Annotated in this window: 12 protein-coding genes and 1 tRNA gene; 3 read left to right on the top strand and 10 right to left on the bottom strand. The window is 46.0% G+C overall.

Annotated features, from left to right (window positions below):
• Position 1 precedes the first annotated feature (1 nt).
• Together kdsA and IEN92_RS08270 are read right to left on the bottom strand one after the other, a co-directional pair.
• Complete coding sequence (gene kdsA, locus IEN92_RS08265) at positions 2–865, bottom strand: 3-deoxy-8-phosphooctulonate synthase (protein WP_216162608.1); 864 nt, start codon at positions 863–865, stop codon at positions 2–4.
• 10 nt (positions 866–875) lie between these two features.
• Positions 876–2537, bottom strand: coding sequence for a CTP synthase (locus IEN92_RS08270; RefSeq protein ID WP_216162611.1), 1662 nt, complete (start codon positions 2535–2537; stop codon positions 876–878).
• Between the two features lie 122 nt (positions 2538–2659).
• Between IEN92_RS08270 and IEN92_RS08275 the strand changes: the two genes are divergently transcribed.
• Together IEN92_RS08275 and IEN92_RS08280 are read left to right on the top strand one after the other, a co-directional pair.
• Positions 2660–2848, top strand: a complete 189-nt coding sequence (locus tag IEN92_RS08275; RefSeq protein ID WP_216162614.1) for a superinfection immunity protein — start codon at positions 2660–2662, stop codon at positions 2846–2848.
• A gap of 145 nt (positions 2849–2993) precedes the next feature.
• Positions 2994–5579, top strand: a complete 2586-nt coding sequence (locus tag IEN92_RS08280) for a bifunctional aconitate hydratase 2/2-methylisocitrate dehydratase (protein WP_216162617.1) — start codon at positions 2994–2996, stop codon at positions 5577–5579.
• Between the two features lie 59 nt (positions 5580–5638).
• On the opposite strand, the gene IEN92_RS08285 is transcribed toward IEN92_RS08280, so the two are convergent.
• Genes IEN92_RS08285 through IEN92_RS08295 form a run of 3 tightly spaced genes read right to left on the bottom strand, consistent with a single transcriptional unit; the run spans position 5639 to position 11132 of the window.
• Positions 5639–6469, bottom strand: a complete 831-nt coding sequence (locus tag IEN92_RS08285; protein WP_255539818.1) for a spermidine synthase — start codon at positions 6467–6469, stop codon at positions 5639–5641.
• A complete protein-coding gene (purL, locus tag IEN92_RS08290) occupies positions 6414–10448 on the bottom strand; it encodes a phosphoribosylformylglycinamidine synthase (RefSeq protein WP_216162620.1) in 4035 nt (1344 codons plus the stop codon). Before purL ends, IEN92_RS08285 begins: the two co-directional genes overlap by 56 nt.
• A gap of 21 nt (positions 10449–10469) precedes the next feature.
• Positions 10470–11132 carry an ABC transporter ATP-binding protein gene (locus IEN92_RS08295; RefSeq protein WP_251366799.1) on the bottom strand — a complete coding sequence of 221 codons (663 nt, stop codon included), beginning with the start codon at positions 11130–11132 and terminating at the stop codon, positions 10470–10472.
• Positions 11133–11194: 62 nt separating this feature from the next.
• Between IEN92_RS08295 and IEN92_RS08300 the strand changes: the two genes are divergently transcribed.
• A complete protein-coding gene (locus tag IEN92_RS08300) occupies positions 11195–11851 on the top strand; it encodes an arylesterase (protein ID WP_215376628.1) in 657 nt (218 codons plus the stop codon).
• Positions 11852–11855: 4 nt separating this feature from the next.
• Here IEN92_RS08300 and IEN92_RS08305 read toward each other — a convergent pair whose 3' ends face one another.
• The 5 genes from IEN92_RS08305 to clpP form a co-directional block, all read right to left on the bottom strand.
• On the bottom strand, positions 11856–13319 hold the full coding sequence (locus IEN92_RS08305) for a peptidylprolyl isomerase (protein WP_216162623.1): 1464 nt from the start codon (positions 13317–13319) through the stop codon (positions 11856–11858).
• A gap of 103 nt (positions 13320–13422) precedes the next feature.
• Positions 13423–13498: transfer RNA gene (locus IEN92_RS08310), tRNA-Val, on the bottom strand.
• Positions 13499–13604: 106 nt separating this feature from the next.
• The gene (gene lon / locus IEN92_RS08315) at positions 13605–16037 is read right to left on the bottom strand and encodes an endopeptidase La (RefSeq protein WP_216162626.1); all 2433 of its coding nucleotides are present in this window, start codon (positions 16035–16037) and stop codon (positions 13605–13607) included.
• 179 nt (positions 16038–16216) lie between these two features.
• Complete coding sequence (gene clpX / locus IEN92_RS08320; protein WP_216162629.1) at positions 16217–17578, bottom strand: ATP-dependent Clp protease ATP-binding subunit ClpX; 1362 nt, start codon at positions 17576–17578, stop codon at positions 16217–16219.
• Between the two features lie 17 nt (positions 17579–17595).
• The gene (clpP, locus tag IEN92_RS08325; RefSeq protein WP_216162632.1) at positions 17596–18225 is read right to left on the bottom strand and encodes an ATP-dependent Clp endopeptidase proteolytic subunit ClpP; all 630 of its coding nucleotides are present in this window, start codon (positions 18223–18225) and stop codon (positions 17596–17598) included.
• Positions 18226–18239 lie beyond the last annotated feature (14 nt).

The raw sequence follows: 18239 nt of genomic DNA on the forward strand, positions 1-18239 counted from the left end.
GTTATTTAAAGCTATCTTCTAAAAATGATCCGCTTGATTTAATCACGGTATCAATAGAAACCAGCGACTCTAATAAATCTTTCATGCGATGCAATGGCACTGCATTAGGTCCGTCAGATAATGCTTTAGCTGGGTCTGGATGGGTTTCCATAAAAAGGCCACTCACTCCAACCGCCACAGCCGCCCTGGCCAAGACTGGTACAAATTCTCTTTGGCCGCCACTGGCTGTACCTTGACCACCGGGTAACTGAACAGAATGGGTAGCATCAAATACTACTGGCGCACCTGACTCTCGCAGAATAGCAAGGCTGCGCATATCTGAGACAAGATTGTTATAACCAAATGAAGCGCCACGCTCGCACACCATAAATTGATCAGGCAGGTTTACTTCTTTTGCAGCAGCACGCGCTTTTTCTATTACATTGAGCATTTCGTGCGGTGAGAGAAACTGGCCCTTTTTGAAATTCACTGGCTTACCGCTCTGCGCACAGGCGCGAATGAAGTCCGTTTGTCTGCATAAAAAAGCTGGGGTCTGAATTACGTCAACCACTTTAGCAACTTCTGCAATCTCACTTATGTCGTGTACATCCGTGAGAATGGGTACAGCAAGTTCTTTTTTAACCTTAGCCAAAATCTCCAAGCCTTTTTCCATCCCAAGGCCACGGTATGAAGTACCAGAGGAGCGATTGGCTTTATCAAATGAGGATTTATAAATAAATGGGATATTCAGTGCGCTAGTCATTTCTTTTAATTGACCAGCGACATCAATGGCTGATTGTTCAGACTCGATGACACAAGTGCCAGCAATCAAGAAAAAGCGATGTTGTAGTCCTACATCGAAACCACATAACTTAAATGTGCTCATCAATTCCCCCTTAAGCAGGCTGTTTTAAAGCGGCTTGTTGATGTTCCAAAGCGGCACTGATAAAGGCTGAGAACAAAGGGTGTCCATCGCGTGGTGTTGATGTGAATTCTGGGTGGAATTGCACGCCGAAGAACCAAGGATGCATAGCTTCAGGTAATTCCATCATTTCAGGCAATGACTCATTGGGGGTTCTAGCTGAAATCACCATGCCAGCCTGCTCTAGCTTCGGAACATACGTATTGTTCACTTCATAGCGGTGACGATGACGTTCATTTACTTCTGCACCATAGATGCGATGTGCCAAGGTACCCGCCTTGACTGGGCAGCGTTGTGAGCCCAAACGCATGGTGCCACCAAGATCAGATTCATTGGTGCGTTTCTCAACACGCCCTTCTCTATCCATCCATTCTGTAATCAGTGCAACCACTGGATGTTCAGCAGAGGGATCAAACTCGGTACTATTAGCCTGAGCAATATTGGCAACGTGTCGAGCAAATTCAATGACAGCTAACTGCATGCCTAAGCAAATCCCGAGATAGGGAACATTATTCTCACGTGCATAGCGAATCGCTGAAATCTTACCTTCTGTCCCGCGCTTACCAAAGCCCCCAGGAACTAAAATCGCATCCAGTTCTTTTAAGCAATCCACACCATCTTTTTCAATTACTTCTGAATCAATGTAATTAATGTTCACTTTAGTGTGAGTATGGATGCCAGCATGGCGCAAGGCTTCAATCAAAGACTTATAGGATTCAGTCAGCTCCACATATTTGCCAACCATACCAATAGTCACTTCATGCTGTGGGTTAGCCATCTCATAAACAAGATGTGCCCATACCGCAAGATCTGCTGGCTTGGCTTTTAAATCGAGCTCTCGGCAAATCAAATCATCCATGCCTTGGGCATGCAACATTTCTGGAATCTTATAGATCGTGTCGACATCCCAAACGGATATCACAGCCTCTTCACGCACATTGGAGAACAAGGAAATTTTGGCACGTTCATCTTCAGGGATAGGACGATCAGCGCGACATAGTAAAACCGTCGGCATGATGCCAATCTCACGCAATTTTTGGACAGAGTGTTGAGTTGGCTTAGTCTTTAATTCACCGGCACTGCTGATATAAGGCACTAAGGTTAAGTGCACAAAAGCACAGCTGTGAACCGGCAAGCGCAGGCTCATCTGCCTTGCGGCCTCTAGGAATGGGAGGGATTCAATATCGCCAACGGTCCCACCAATCTCACAAATAGCTACATCGGCTTGGCCGTCATGACTTGCTTTTGCGCCACGCTCAACAAAAGCTTGAATTTCATTGGTAATGTGTGGAATAACTTGAACAGTTTTTCCGAGGTATTCACCGCGACGCTCTTTACTAATAACAGACTCATAAATCTGGCCTGTAGTGAAGTTATTGCTCTTACGCATCTTTGCGGATACGAAGCGCTCATAGTGACCCAGGTCCAAATCGGTTTCTGCTCCGTCTTCAGTGACGAAGACTTCGCCATGCTGAAGCGGACTCATTGTTCCTGGATCAACGTTGATGTATGGGTCTAATTTTAGGAGGGTGACTTTCAGGCCGCGGGATTCAAGAATCGCGGCAAGCGAGGCAGCTGCGATTCCTTTCCCTAAAGAAGAAACCACACCACCAGTGACAAAAACGTATTTAGTCATCGCTTAAGCTCTGTTGGAAAAAGTAATTATAACGATAGCGATCGATATCTAGAAAATTTCATATCCGCTTATATCTATAGCTTATCCTTCAAATATGTACTCTTTAGATACAAAATAATCCCATGCGCCTCCTCTTTGCCATCCTTATTAGTGTCCTTTCCCTCTTCTATTTCCTCCCATTTGCGATTGCTTTCAATAAGAAACGGGCTAATACAGGGGCAATATTTGCCTTAAATCTGTTTTTAGGCTGGTCTTTAATCGGCTGGGTGCTGGCCTTAGTTTGGGCCTTAAAAGAGGAGCAAGTGGTCTAAATACCTGCTTTTTACCCCTTTTCAACCCAAATTTATAGGGTTTAAACTCTTATATAAGACTTGATTTACCAACTATAATCATCAAAACGGGAGAGAATTCCCTTTTGGCCTATCTATTGACCACTTTTACCTCATAGGAAACATCATGTTAGAAGCCTATAACGCCCAAGTTGCTGAACGCGCCGCTCTCGGTATTCCAGCCCTCCCATTAAGCAAAGATCAAACTGCTGAACTAGTAAAACTGCTAGTAAACCCGCCAGCCGGCAAAGAAGCTGAACTGGTTGAACTCATCACCAACCGCGTACCTGCAGGTGTTGATGAGGCTGCCAAGGTAAAAGCGGAATTCTTGGATGCAGTTGCCAAGGGCACAGAAAAATCCCCATTAATTTCCCGCGTTAAAGCCACTGAGTTATTGGGAACCATGCTGGGTGGTTACAACATTAAGCCACTCGTTGAACTATTGAGCGATTCCGAGTGCGGTTCTGCTGCAGCAGAAGCTTTGAAGAAAACCCTGCTGATGTTTGACTACTTCCATGACGTTCAAGAAATGGCTGAAAAAGGCAATGCAAACGCAAAGTCTGTATTACAGAGTTGGGCGGATGCAGAATGGTTTACTAGCCGTCCGGCTGTTCCAGAAAGTATGAAGTTAACAGTATTCAAAGTAACAGGCGAGACAAATACAGATGACTTGTCTCCAGCCCCTGATGCTTGGAGTCGTCCAGACATTCCTTTGCATGCAACTGTCATGCTCAAGAATCCCCGTCCTGGCATCGATCCAGATGAGCCCGGTGTGCGCGGCCCTATGAAGCAAATCGCCGAGTTACAGAAAAAAGGCAACCAAATTGCTTACGTTGGAGACGTTGTCGGTACAGGCTCTTCAAGAAAATCAGCAACGAACTCCGTGTTGTGGTGGACTGGTGAAGATATTCCATTCGTTCCTAATAAGCGCTATGGCGGCGTTTGCTTGGGCACCAAAATTGCTCCAATTTTCTTCAATACTATGGAAGATGCTGGTGCTCTACCAATTGAGCTTGATGTAAACCAAATGAATATGGGCGATGTAATTGAGTTGCGCCCTTATGAAGGCAAGGCATTTAAAGATGGCAAAGAAATTGCCTCCTTCTCTCTAAAGTCTCCAGTGATTTTGGATGAAGTTCGCGCTGGCGGTCGTATTCCTTTGATCGTTGGTCGTGGTTTAACTGCTAAAGCACGTGCAGCCCTTGGCTTGCCAACCTCTACCGTATTCCGTGTACCAGTTAGCCCGCCTGATAACAAGAAGGGCTTTAGCTTGGCACAGAAGATGGTTGGTCGTGCCTGTGGTTTGCCAGAAGGCCAAGGTGTTCGCCCCGGCACTTATTGCGAGCCACATATGACTACTGTTGGATCTCAAGATACAACTGGTCCAATGACACGTGATGAGTTAAAAGATTTGGCTTGTTTAGGCTTTTCTGCAGACCTCGTTATGCAGTCTTTCTGCCATACCTCTGCTTACCCAAAGCCAGTAGATATTCGCACCCACCATGAATTGCCAGCCTTCATGACAAATCGTGGCGGTGTTGCATTGCGTCCAGGTGACGGTGTGATCCACAGCTGGTTGAATCGCTTATTGCTTCCTGACACCTGTGGCACAGGCGGTGATAGCCATACTCGCTTCCCAATTGGGATTTCATTTCCTGCGGGTTCTGGCTTAGTTGCATTTGCTGCTGCAACAGGCGTGATGCCTTTAGACATGCCTGAGTCTGTCTTGGTGCGCTTCAAAGGAAAAATGCAGCCTGGCATCACTTTGCGTGACCTGGTTAATGCGATTCCTTTGTATGCAATCAAAAAGGGTCTGCTCACTGTTGAAAAGCAAGGCAAGAAAAACATTTTCTCTGGACGTATATTAGAAATTGAAGGTCTGCCAGAGTTGAAAGTTGAGCAAGCATTTGAGCTATCGGATGCATCTGCTGAACGTTCTGCTGGTGGTTGCGCTATTCAGTTGAACAAAGAGCCGATCATTGAATACATGCGATCCAATATCACCCTCATGAAGTGGATGATTGCTAATGGTTATGAAGATAAGCGTACTTTAGGTCGCCGTATTAAGGCCATGGAAGCTTGGATTGCTAAACCTGAGTTACTCAAGGCGGATGCGAATGCAGATTACGCTGAAATCATCGAAATCGATATGAGCGATATTAAAGAGCCAATCTTGGCCTGCCCTAACGATCCAGATGATGTGAAGTTCCTCTCAGAAGTTGCTGGCGACAAAATTGATGAGGTTTTCATTGGCTCCTGTATGACTAATATCGGTCACTTCCGTGCTGCTGGTAAGGTGCTTGAAGGTAAGTCAGATATCCCTACCCGTTTGTGGATCGCACCTCCAACCAAGATGGATCAAATGATTCTGACAGAAGAAGGCTACTACGGCATTTTGGGTCGCACTGGTGCACGTATGGAAACACCGGGCTGCTCACTCTGTATGGGTAACCAAGCGCAGATCCGCAAAGGTTCTACTGCAGTATCCACCTCTACACGCAACTTCCCAAATCGTTTAGGTATTGATACTCGGGTGTACTTGGCTTCTGCTGAGTTGGCTTCAGTCGCTGCACTCTTGGGTCGCTTGCCTACTCCGAAGGAATACCTCGAGCAAGTAGAGTCACTGAATGCGAAGTCTGCTGAAGTGTATCGCTATATGAACTTTGACAAAATCAAATCATTTAGCGATGTCGCTGATACTGTGACTGTGTAAGAGAATTCTCTTAGTTGAGCTAAAGGCGGTCTTCGGATCGCCTTTTTTATTATCTATAACTAGATAGACAATTTAGATTCTTGTCGTGCGTTTTCACGACTAATGCCTGCTACCCATTTATTAGTTGGCAAATCAGTCTGCTCTCTGATTAACTTCGCGCGAGCAGAGACGTCCAGCCACTCCGCCTCGAGATGAGGCCCCTTAAAGGCGATGGCAACAACGTTGCAATCGTGTGATTCTGGAAACAGGAGCACGCGATTATCAAAAGCCTCGCAGATATTCTGAAGATTGATGTCAAAGCTTTTGTGCCGAGAAAACAAATTAACCGTCAAGACTCCCGGACTTCTAAGAATCTCATAACAGCCCTTATAAAACTCCAGGGTACTTGCTGCGGGGCCATCACAGATGGCGTCATAGAGATCAACCTGCACAGCATCAAATGCATTGCGATACTGACGATTTTTTACAAATTGTTTTGCATCAGCCTGAAGAGTCTCAAGTCTACGATCATCATCAGGAACAGAAAACATGGTTCTGGCAGAAACAATGACAGCAGGATTTAATTCCACCACCGTGGATTTCACTGCTGGGCAATATTGGTGGGTAAATTTGGTGAGGGCACCTGTACCAAGCCCTAGTTGTGCTACTCGCATGCCTGGTTTTGTCTCCAAGAACAGGAGCCAGGCCATCATTTGTTGGTTATATTCGAGATAAATTTCATTGGGGTCACGAATTCGCATCGCCCCTTGAATTAATTCACTACCGAAATGTAGATAACGAATCCCACCGCTTTCTGAAAAAGTGACCGGCTCCATCTCTTGTTGCAACATGCGATTAATTCGCCCAATGGCGAGCATTACGGAATAAACGCATCCATGGGCTTGCACCATCCGGTGTTTTCAACCATTCCGGTGGACACCAACTCATCTGCACAGCACGAAATACGCGCTCTGGATGGGGCATCATCACGGTAAAGCGACCGTCTGGCGTGGTAACTCCAGTTAGACCACCAGGAGATCCATTGGGATTTAGGGGGTAAGTTTCGGTCGGATTGCCCAGATGATCAACAAAACGTAAGCTGGCTAGTCCCTGCTTTTTTAATTGCTCAAGGTCACCTTGATGACTGAAATTTGCAAAGCCCTCGCCGTGTGCAATTGCGATAGGCAACTGACTACCCTCCATACCTTGAGTGAAAATCGATGGTGAGGCGAGTACTTCAGCCATGACCAAACGCGCTTCATATTGTTCTGATTGATTCCGGGTAAATTTCGGCCAAGTTTGAGCGCCCGGAATAATTCCAGCGAGATTACTCATCATTTGGCAACCATTGCAAACACCCAGAGCAAAGCTATCTTGGCGATTGAAGAATGTGGAGAATTGATCGCGTAGTTGCTGATTGAACAGAATAGTTTTTGCCCAGCCTTCACCTGCACCGAGAACGTCACCATAACTAAAACCGCCGCAAGCTATCAAACCCCTAAAGTCCTCTAGCTTGGCCTTACCAGTCAGAAGATCTGACATATGCACGTCATAGCTATCAAATCCTGCCCAATTTACGGCATAGGCCATCTCTACATGAGAGTTCACGCCCTGCTCTCGCAAGATAGCCACTTTAGGACGGGCATTCTTCTGAATATATGGGGCGGCGATATCCTCAGATACATCAAAGGTCAGCTTTGGAAAGATGCCAGTATCAGCAATATTGTCTAAGAGAGCAAATTCACTGTCGGCACAGGCAGGATTGTCTCGTAAGCGTGCAATTTGATAGCTTGTATTGGTCCACATCTTTTGCAAAATTTCACGAGGTTCCGCAAAGATATTTTTAGCATCACGCCAGATCTCAATCCGACCATTCTTATTCGGTTTACCAATTACATGGCTAAAGGCACTTAGACCCAGTTTACGCAGTACCGCAAACACTGCATCACGATCTTCCCGACGCACCTGAATGACGGCACCAAGTTCTTCATTGAATAAGGCACGCATAGTTTGTTCGTGACGACGTCCTGATACTTGTTGCGCCCAATTCTTAGCATCGCCATGATCGGGTTCTTGGCCAGCATCTACTGCAATCATGTCTACATTGATAGAGACACCAGAGTGCGACGCAAAGGCCATTTCTGCAACACAGGCCAACAATCCACCGTCGGAGCGATCGTGGTAGGCCAAAAGCTTGTCCTCTTTGCGCAGTTCAATAATCGCTGCAGCTAAATTCTTCAAATCTTCCGGATGATCTAAATTGGGAGCGTCTTTGCCGGACTGGTTTAGAACTTGCGCCAAAATACTGCCAGCCATTCGATTCTTGCCGCGTCCTAGATCAATAAGAATCAATTCAGTATCCAGTACACCGCCCTGATCTGCGAGCTTTAATTCAGGAGTTAGGGTTTTACGTGCATCCTGCACTCCAGCAAAGGCTGAAATGATTAAGGACACTGGGGCAACTACCTTCTTAGAATCATTGCCATCCTGCCAAGCTGTCGACATTGACAATGAATCTTTACCCACCGGTATCGAAATACCAAGCGCAGGACATAATTCCATGCCAACTGTTTTTACTGAGTCGTAGAGTTTTGCATCTTCACCTGGGGCACCACAGGCAGCCATCCAGTTGGCAGACAATTTCACATCTTCTAGGCAACGTATATCTGCAGCGAGGATATTAGTAATGGCCTCACCCACAGCCATTCGCGCTGCTGCAGGAGCATCAATCACTGCTACTGGGGTTCGCTCCCCCATGCTCATGGCTTCACCGCGATAGCCTTTATAGTCCATCAGAGTAACGGCACAGTCGGCCACTGGCACTTGCCAAGGACCAACAAATTGATCGCGTGCATTTAAGCCGCCAACTGTTCGATCACCAATCGTAATTAAGAATGATTTGCTTGCAACCGTTGGTTGCTGTAAAACCCAGGCAATGGAATTAGGTAGATCGACATCGGTAACATTTAATTCTGTAAATTGTTGTGCTACGCGTTGCACATCGCGATGCATACGAGGAGGCTTACCAAGTAATACCTCCATTGGCATATCGATTGGCATAGACTCATCAGAATCTGCCGCTTGTTTTGAATCGCTGAGTTGCAATTGACGCTCAGCGGTGGCTTCACCCACTACTGCAAATGGGCAGCGTTCCCGCTCACATAGGGCTTTAAATAAATCCAAGTCCTTTGCATCTATTGCAAGTACATAGCGTTCTTGAGATTCATTACACCAAATCTCAGCTGGACTCATGCCACTCTCTTCAAGTGGAACGTTACGTAATTTAAATTTGGCGCCTAAGCCAGCACCATCTGCTAGTTCAGGGAATGCATTCGATAGACCGCCCGCACCAACATCATGGATCGAAACAATCGGGTTATTGTCGCCCATTGCACGACAAGCGTTGATAACCTCTTGAGCACGACGTTCCATTTCTGGGTTACCTCGTTGCACAGAATCAAAATCCAGATCCGCTGTATTGGTCCCAGTAGCAACAGAGCTACCAGTTGCACCGCCCATACCAATACGCATACCAGGGCCGCCGAGTTGAATTAGTAAATGACCTGCTTGAATAGACTTCTTTTCAGTATGAGTCGAATCAATACTGCCAATACCGCCGGCAATCATAATAGGCTTGTGATAACCACGACGTGTGCCATCTAAGGTTTGCTCAAAGACGCGAAAGTACCCGCCAAGAATTGGGCGGCCAAACTCATTGTTAAAGGCTGCTCCACCAAGGGGACCTTCAATCATGATTTGCAAAGGGGTTGCTATCCGATCAGGTTTTCCATACTTCTCCGCTTCCCAAGGTAAATCGGTACCCGGAATATTGAGATTTGATACAGAAAAGCCTGTTAAGCCTGCTTTAGGACGGCCGCCCACACCAGTGGCACCTTCATCCCGAATCTCGCCTCCAGCGCCTGTAGAAGCGCCAGGAAATGGCGCTATCGCGGTTGGATGGTTATGGGTCTCCACCTTCATCAAGGTATGAACTAAACGAGTATCTTTTTCGTAACGGTGATTCTCGCCTTGAGGAACCCAAGTCTCTGCTTCACAACCTACCATCACCGCGGAGTTATCTGAATACGCAACAATAGTTCCCTCAGGTTGAAGCTGATGGGTGTTACGAATCATGGCAAACAATGAGCGTTCTTGATCGTCACCGTCAATGGTCCAGCTGGAATTAAATATCTTGTGACGGCAATGCTCACTATTGGCCTGCGCAAACATCATGAGCTCAACATCGCTTGGATTTCGCTGAAGACGAATAAAGTTTTCAGTCAGATAATCAATCTCATCATCAGATAGAGCCAAACCTAAGCTTTGATTGGCCTTATCCAAGGCAGTCCGCCCCTCGGTCAGTACTGGAATACGGCTTAAAGGACGATCCGCTAAGGTTTGATAGAGGGCATTGGCCTCATCGGTTGACTCTATGACTGTCTCTGTCATGCGATCATGAATTGCAGCAATTACTACTTGCTCTTGATCTGCACTTAAAGCTTTTTTACTTTTCCAGAAAAACTCCACACCGCGCTCAATACGTAAAACAGGAATGCCGCATTGCTGGGCAATATCAGTTGCTTTACTAGCCCAAGGTGAAACGGTTCCGAAGCGTGGAATCACAATCGCTGCTTGATCTTGTTCGGATCTTTTTCCAAACCAAGATTTACCAGATGCAATCTTGGAGATAAAAGGTTCCCCGTAGGTCAGCAGGCTGGCCAAAACATCCTGAGTCTGGGGCTTAAGTGATTCCTCGGACCATATGAAATGCAGATACCGCGCTTCAATGGACTTCAGCTCAATACCTTGAGAGGATAAAGTGGCTAAAAGGCGCTGCTGGCGGAATGGGGAAAGCGCATCGGCGCCGGGTAAAAATTGGAAAAAAGACATCCCTAGATTATAAGGTTTTACCTACAGTAATCTGCCGCCTTGAAGCTGTAATTGACGTTGGCACCGGCTGGCCAAGGCTGGGTCGTGGGTGACCAAAATTAAGGTCGAATGATTGGCTTCATTTAGCTCAAAAAGCAGCTCGATGACCTGTTTTCCACTAGCCTCGTCTAGGCTACCCGTGGGTTCGTCAGCAAAAAGGATGGCTGGTTTTGTCATAAATGCACGAGCCAAAGCCACACGCTGTTGCTCACCACCGGACAGTGTTTTAGGAAAGTGTTTTAAACGTGCTGACAATCCCACTCGGTCGAGCCAGGACTGAGCCCCCTGTTTTGCATTGGCAAGCCCAGCAAGCTCCGCAGGCAGCATGACGTTCTCTAAGGCTGTTAAATGGGATAGCAACTGGAAAGATTGAAATACAAAACCTACATGCTTGGCCCTTAAGCTTGCCCTGCCATCCTCATTAAGATTAGATAAGTCCTGGCCCATCAAAGAGACGGATCCAGAACTTGGGAGGTCGAGCCCTGCTAACAGACTCAATAAAGTACTCTTACCGGATCCAGAACTACCAGTAATTGCCACGCTTTCGCCCTGCTCAATTGAAAAGGAAATGTCGTGCAAAATAGATAAGACACCATCACTCGCTGTGACCGTTTTATTTAATTGATGGGCATTAAGCACACTCATTGGAATGTCCATGGAGTTAAACCGATATAAGGCAGCACACTAGCCTGAAGGCAATGTATTAGATGAATCAAAATATTCAGTCGACCCTGGTGAAAAATGTCATAGCAATGGCCTTATTTTGCCTGTTAATTTCTTTCATCACACTGGCAAAGGCAAATCCTACGATATTGCTGATGGGAGATAGCCTCTCAGCCGAATATGGCCTGCAAAGAGGATCTGGTTGGGCAAAAATATTAGAGCGTCAGCTACAAGATCAAGGCAGCCCGTGGAGCATCTTTAATGCCAGCATTAGTGGCGAGACTACTGCCGGAGGCCTAAGTAGGCTTCCCAAATTATTGACTCAAGAGAAGCCGGGCATTGTCATGATTGAATTGGGGGCAAATGATGCATTACGCGGGCTCTCCATTACTCAGACCGAGTCGAATCTTCGTAAAATGATAGCGCTTAGTAAATTATCTGGCGCACGGGTTATGTTATTTGGGATGCAAATACCACCAAATTATGGACAAGACTATGCAAGGAAATTTAAAGATATTTATCCGCGTTTAGCCGCTCAAGAAAATATTGAACTTATTCCATTCTTTTTGGCTGGGGTTGCGACACAAAGGGATTTATTTCAGGCAGACAATATTCACCCGAATGAAAAAGCCCAGATCCTGCTCTACAAAAACGTATGGGGCGCAATGGCCCCATATCAATCACTGCTCCATCAACGCTAAAGTTTTAGCTACCCGCCCCAGTGGATGGCGGCCTTAATGGATTGATTGTCTTTACTTTAGCGGTATCGCGCCAGTAAGCCATGAAACCTGCAAACTCAGCCTGAGCAGCAAGGGCTTGAATTTGCTGGGCTTGAGCTTTGTGCACCTTTGCATCTGCACCAGCGGGTTGACGAACTTGATCTACGCGATACAAGGTTGTACCAACACCAGGTGTATTGACTGAAACATATGCAGGTAATTGATCAGGATTTGCCGACATGACATCATCTAATGCAGCGCCAACTAAGTTTGCAGGTTTATTGCGAGACACCCAAATTGGATTAGCAAAACCAGTTGCGTTCTTGGGATCCTTTTGCAACTGAGCATAACGCTCTGCCGCTGATGCAACAGCAAGTTTTTCCGCAGCACGTTGACTAACTTGACGCTTCACTTCTGCAGCAACCTCTTTGTATGGCAAAGTTTGGGCAGGATGGAAAACAACTACTCTAGCCGAGACCAAAACACCTGGTGATACTTGGATCGCTTCAATATTGCGTTTATTTTTAACGGCATCATCGCCAAATAAAGCTTGTACCACTTTAGGATTGGCTAGAGGATGGTCTTTAGAAAGGCCAGCTGCGCCAGAGCGGGTAATCCCCTTTTGGGTTTGAATGCCCAGCTTCAACTTATCAGCCGCAGGTTTAAGGCTATCAGCCTGGTCATAGGTCAGGTTAGCAAATTGATCTGCTTTCTCACTAAAGACCTTTGCATCTTCTTTGGGGTCAGCCCTGAGAACGATGTACTCAATATCGATATATTCAGGGCTTTCAAAGAGTTTGGTATTGGCGGTATAAAAAGCCTGTAACTCCTCTGGCGTTGGATTCACCTTAGATAAGTAATTCTTGGCCTCAAACGACAATGTTTGTACCTGGCGCTCAGTTTCATACAAAGTAGAAATAATTTCGGATAACTTTGGATTGGGAAGTTCAGTGCGCGCTACTGAATTGACCAGCTGACCAATCTTGATATCAAACGCTTGGCTGGCATAAAACTGCTCTTCATTTAAGCCATTGCTTGCCAAGAGTTGTTTAAAGCGGGCATCATCAAAGCTGCCATCAGGTCTATACAAAGCCCGAATTTGCGGAATGTTTTGCAAGCTCTTTATCAAAGCTTCCTTGCCGACCTGCAGACGCAATTGATTCACGGCAAAACCTAGAATACGTTGTTGCAATAACTCATTTAAGATTGCCTGCCGAAATTGGAGGCTTTGGGCGATTTGGGGATTACCACCAACACGCTCTGCTTGACGCTTCGCTGCATTGTCAACTTCTTGCGCGGTAATTGGCCGACCATCTACTTTAACTAGGTCCGTTTCTTTGTCCATAAAGCTGGAATAGCTGGAGATTCCGAACATGGCAAACGACGGAACAATGAACAGCATCAATACGAGCTGCAAAAGCTTTTGGTGCTTACGGACAATATCAAACATGAATTAGATCGCTAGTAATAAATTTCAACCATGTGAGTGTACTAGGCGGCAGGATCTGAGGGCTTGAACGCCTTGAAACAGGCAAAGGAATGCGTAAAAATTTTGGTGGGCGCTGAGAGGCTCGAACTCCCGACATTCTGCGTGTAAGGCAGACGCTCTACCAACTGAGCTAAGCGCCCCAAAATATTACAGCTGAGATTGTACCTTAAAAGCCCGAAAAATAACGGTTTTCCATCAAATCTAGCCCTTTTAAGCCGCCAAAAATGATGGAAATACCCTCTTTTATTAGTGCTTCAGAACCTCTGCAGAAGTCGCTTTTTCCTTCACCTTACTAGCCTCAGAAGCCTTTTTGGCCAGCTCTTCGGGAGTTGGTTCCGGTAAGGCTTGCGGCATTCTCTCGAGGGCAAGCTCCAATACCTTATCAATCCAACGCACTGGAACAATCTCAATGGCATTCTTGACGTTATCGGGAATATCAATCAGATCCTTGACGTTCTCTTCTGGAATCAAAGCAAGCTTGATACCACCACGATGAGCAGCGAGTAGCTTTTCTTTTAGACCGCCGATTGGTAGCACTTCTCCGCGCAAAGTAATCTCACCGGTCATCGCAACATCAGAGCGAATCGGAATGCCGGTAAAGACTGAAACGAGCGCAGTGGTAATGGCAATGCCCGCGGAAGGACCATCTTTTGGTGTAGCACCATCAGGGAAGTGAAGGTGGATATCCTTCTTCTCAAATGCTTCATCCGTGATGCCTAAACGACTAGCTCTGGAGCGAACCACGGTGCGTGCAGCCTCAACAGACTCTTTCATAACATCACCGATCGAGCCAGTGCGGGTAATAACACCTTTTCCAGGCATAACCGCTGCTTCAATTGTCAGAAGATCGCCGCCAACTTCGGTCCAAGCCAAACCAGTTACCTGTCCAACTTGATTCTCTTTACCAGCCAAACCAAAGTCGTACATGCGTACGGATAAAAACTTATCAAGATTGTCAGCGCTCACCACAACAGGTGCAGACTCTTTCTTCAAGAGCAAGAGTTTGACTACTTTACGGCAGATCTTGCTGATTTCTCTTTCTAAAGAGCGAACACCAGCCTCACGGGTGTAGTAGCGAATGATATTGCGGACCGCACCCTCTTCAATCTTGAGCTCACCTTTTTGCAAGCCATTATTTTTGATTTGTTTAGGAATTAAATAATTGACAGCAATACTAGTCTTCTCATCTTCGGTATATCCAGCCAAACGGATAATCTCAAGACGATCCAGGAGTGGGCCGGGAATATTCAAGGAATTTGAAGTGGCAACAAACATCACATCCGAGAGATCAAAGTCGACTTCAACATAGTGATCCTGGAAAGTGTGGTTTTGCTCAGGATCCAATACCTCCAGTAATGCACTGGCAGGATCACCGCGGAAGTCCATACCCATCTTGTCCACTTCGTCCAACAGGAACAAAGGATTACGTACGCCAACTTTTGTCAAGCTAGTCAAAATCTTGCCTGGCATGGATCCAATATAGGTACGGCGGTGACCACGAATCTCAGACTCGTCACGCACACCACCCAAAGCCATGCGCACAAACTTACGATTGGTGGCCCGCGCAATGGATTGACCTAAAGAGGTTTTGCCAACACCGGGAGGGCCAACTAAACAAAGAATTGGCGCCTTTACACGATCTACTCGTTGTTGAACAGCGAGATATTCCAAAATGCGTTCTTTGACTTTATCTAGACCGTAGTGATCCTCATCCAATACTTTCTCGGCATTGGTGAGATCATTATTGATCTTGGTTTTTTTCTTCCAAGGAAGATTGACTAAGGTATCAATGAAGTTACGAATCACCGTTGCTTCAGCAGACATTGGCGACATCAGCTTCAGTTTCTTCAACTCGGATTCGGCTTTCTTGAGAGCCTCCTTAGGCATACGCGCACTCTTGATACGCTTCTCCAGCTCCTCAAGATCGGCACCCTCTTCACCCTCGCCCAATTCCTTTTGGATAGCTTTGACTTGCTCGTTCAGGTAGTACTCGCGCTGACTCTTTTCCATCTGACGTTTAACGCGACCACGAATACGTTTCTCTACTTGCAAAATATCAATTTCACTTTCAAGATCAGCAAGCAAACTTTCCAAGCGCTGTACAACATCATTCATTTCAAGCAAACGTTGTTTCTGCTCTAGCTTGACTGGCAAATGCGCGCAGATGGTATCAGCCAAACGGCTTGGGTCATCGATACCGCCCAATGAAGACAATATTTCTTGCGGAACTTTTTTATTTAATTTAACGTATTGATCAAACTGAGCCATGATGGCACGGCGCAAAGCCTCTGTCTCATGAGCATCGATTGAATCCATGGCAGTCGGCGTAGCTTCGCAATTGAAGTAGCCCATGCTGTCTTCAATTTGACTCACTTCAGCACGCTGTACACCTTCAACTAAAACTTTGACTGTGCCATCAGGAAGTTTGAGCATTTGCAAAATATTGGCAATACAACCAACTTCGTACAAGTCTTCAATGCCTGGCTCATCCTTAGCGGCAGTTTTTTGAGCAACTAGCAATACATTCTTGCCAGTTTCCATCGCAGCTTCAAGCGCTTTGATCGATTTAGGGCGGCCCACAAATAAAGGGATCACCATATGAGGGAACACAACTACATCCCGCAAAGGGAGTAAAGGTAGTTGAATGGGTTCAGAGGGTAGTAATAAGTGGCCAGGCATAAGGCAAATCCTCCAAAGTAATCAATCCTCAAAAGTCTCTAGATATAACAAACCACTAAATAGAGACATTATTCATAAGTAGCATACTACCTATATGTGTAGCATTTTGAAAAATTCAAGGGGGGAAAGTACAAAAAAGGGGCAAAAATGCCCCTAAATTAACAAAAAAACCAATGAAATCAGGCTTTTTTGCTCAAATCTGCATGTTCTAGATCTTGTTTATAGACTAGCAAGGGTTTTCCGCCTTCAGCAATGCTACTGTCGTCGATCACTACCTTCTGAACATTTTGCAGAGATGGGAGGTCATACATCACGTCCATGAGGGAGCCCTCAAGGATAGATCTGAGACCACGGGCACCGGTTTTACGGGCAATCGCCTTCTTGGCGATGGCGGCCAGGGCAGCATGACGAACCTCTAGCTCAGCACCTTCCATCGTCAGTAAGGCTTGATATTGTTTGACCAGCGCATTCTTAGGCTCAGTCAGAATTTGAATTAAAGCCTCTTCATCTAACTGGGCCAAGGTTGCCACTACCGGCAAACGGCCAATCAACTCTGGAATTAAGCCAAATTTAATCAAATCTTCTGGCTCAACTTCGATTAACAGATCACTGACACCACGATCATCTTTGCCGGGAACTGAAGCATTAAATCCGATTCCAGTCTTAGCAGTGCGCTGTTGAATGACTTTTTCTAGACCATCAAATGCGCCACCACAAATGAACAGGATATTAGTTGTATCAACCTGTAAAAAATCCTGATTGGGATGCTTGCGACCGCCCTGAGGAGGTACAGAAGCCATAGTACCCTCAACGAGTTTCAGCAGTGCTTGCTGTACACCCTCACCCGAGACATCGCGTGTGATGGAAGGATTGTCAGATTTACGCGAGATCTTATCAATCTCATCAATGTAAACAATACCGCGCTGCGCTTTTTCAACGTTGTAATCACAGGCTTGCAATAACTTTTGAATGATATTTTCTACGTCTTCACCAACATAGCCAGCCTCAGTTAGCGTGGTTGCATCAGCCATTACAAATGGAACATCCAGCATACGCGCTAGAGTCTGCGCTAAAAGCGTCTTTCCTGAACCGGTTGGGCCGATAAGCAAAATATTGCTTTTGGCTAACTCAACACCATCAACCATCGCCTTCGCAGGCAACTTTGATTCTTTCTTATCAGCCGCCTCTACTGGCTTGCCATCTTTATCTACCTTCTCTTTTTTAGGCTTAGGTAGGTATTGCAAGCGTTTGTAGTGGTTGTAAACCGCCACTGCTAGAGTCTTCTTGGCATGATCCTGACCAATGACGTACTGATCTAAATTCTCACGGATTTGGTGGGGAGTTGGCAAAGCATCGTCGCCCTCTCCTTTTGGCAGCTTAGCAATTTCTTCTTGAATAATGTCAGTGCAAAGGTCGATGCACTCATCACAAATGAAAACGGATGGACCAGCAATCAGCTTCTTCACTTCATGCTGACTTTTGCCGCAGAAAGAGCAATACAACACTTTTTCGGATGTGGCGTTGGTATTGTTATCGCTCAAAATGATCTCGACTTGTCTTAAGGACGCTTATCAATAACTTTATCGATTAAGCCATATTCACGAGCTTGGTCTGCAGACATGAAGTTATCGCGATCAGTGTCTTTGGCAATCGTTTCGATAGACTGGCCAGTGCGATCGGCCAAGATCTTATTCAGGCGCTCGCGGAGGTACAAAATTTCTCTTGCCTGGATTTCGATATCCGATGCTTGACCACGTGCACCACCTAATGGCTGATGAATCATCACACGAGAATTTGGCAAGGCGTAGCGCTTCCCTTTTTCGCCAGCACATAACAAGAATGCGCCCATACTTGCAGCCATGCCCATACACAAGGTGCTGACATGTGGCTTGATGAATTGCATAGTGTCGTAAATGGCTAAACCAGCAGACACTGAACCACCAGGTGAGTTGATGTAGAGAGAAATTTCTTTATCAGGATTTTCGCTCTCCAAGAAAAGCAACTGTGCAATCACCAAGTTGGCAGTTTGATCGTTTACTTCGCCAACCAAGAAAACTACGCGTTCTCTTAAAAGTCGAGAATAGATATCGTAAGCACGCTCACCTCTACCAGAGGTTTCAATCACCATTGGGACCAAACCTAAACCTTTTGGCTCTAGGTCTTCAGACTGAAAATGGTTCTGACTCATTGCGCAAGGCCCTT

It is taken from the genome of Polynucleobacter sp. MWH-Creno-3A4, assembly GCF_018881885.1.
Lineage (GTDB): Bacteria > Pseudomonadota > Gammaproteobacteria > Burkholderiales > Burkholderiaceae > Polynucleobacter.

Coding starts and splice junctions, on each gene's coding strand:
- IEN92_RS08305 (WP_216162623.1), bottom strand. CDS start 13,319: ATGTTTGATATTGTCCGTAAGCACCAAAAGCTTTTGCAGCTCGTATTG.
- lon (WP_216162626.1), bottom strand. CDS start 16,037: ATGCCTGGCCACTTATTACTACCCTCTGAACCCATTCAACTACCTTTA.
- IEN92_RS08295 (WP_251366799.1), bottom strand. CDS start 11,132: ATGAGTGTGCTTAATGCCCATCAATTAAATAAAACGGTCACAGCGAGT.
- IEN92_RS08275 (WP_216162614.1), top strand. CDS start 2,660: ATGCGCCTCCTCTTTGCCATCCTTATTAGTGTCCTTTCCCTCTTCTAT.
- IEN92_RS08300 (WP_215376628.1), top strand. CDS start 11,195: ATGAATCAAAATATTCAGTCGACCCTGGTGAAAAATGTCATAGCAATG.
- kdsA (WP_216162608.1), bottom strand. CDS start 865: ATGAGCACATTTAAGTTATGTGGTTTCGATGTAGGACTACAACATCGC.
- IEN92_RS08280 (WP_216162617.1), top strand. CDS start 2,994: ATGTTAGAAGCCTATAACGCCCAAGTTGCTGAACGCGCCGCTCTCGGT.
- purL (WP_216162620.1), bottom strand. CDS start 10,448: ATGTCTTTTTTCCAATTTTTACCCGGCGCCGATGCGCTTTCCCCATTC.
- clpP (WP_216162632.1), bottom strand. CDS start 18,225: ATGAGTCAGAACCATTTTCAGTCTGAAGACCTAGAGCCAAAAGGTTTA.
- IEN92_RS08270 (WP_216162611.1), bottom strand. CDS start 2,537: ATGACTAAATACGTTTTTGTCACTGGTGGTGTGGTTTCTTCTTTAGGG.
- IEN92_RS08285 (WP_255539818.1), bottom strand. CDS start 6,469: ATGGTGCAAGCCCATGGATGCGTTTATTCCGTAATGCTCGCCATTGGG.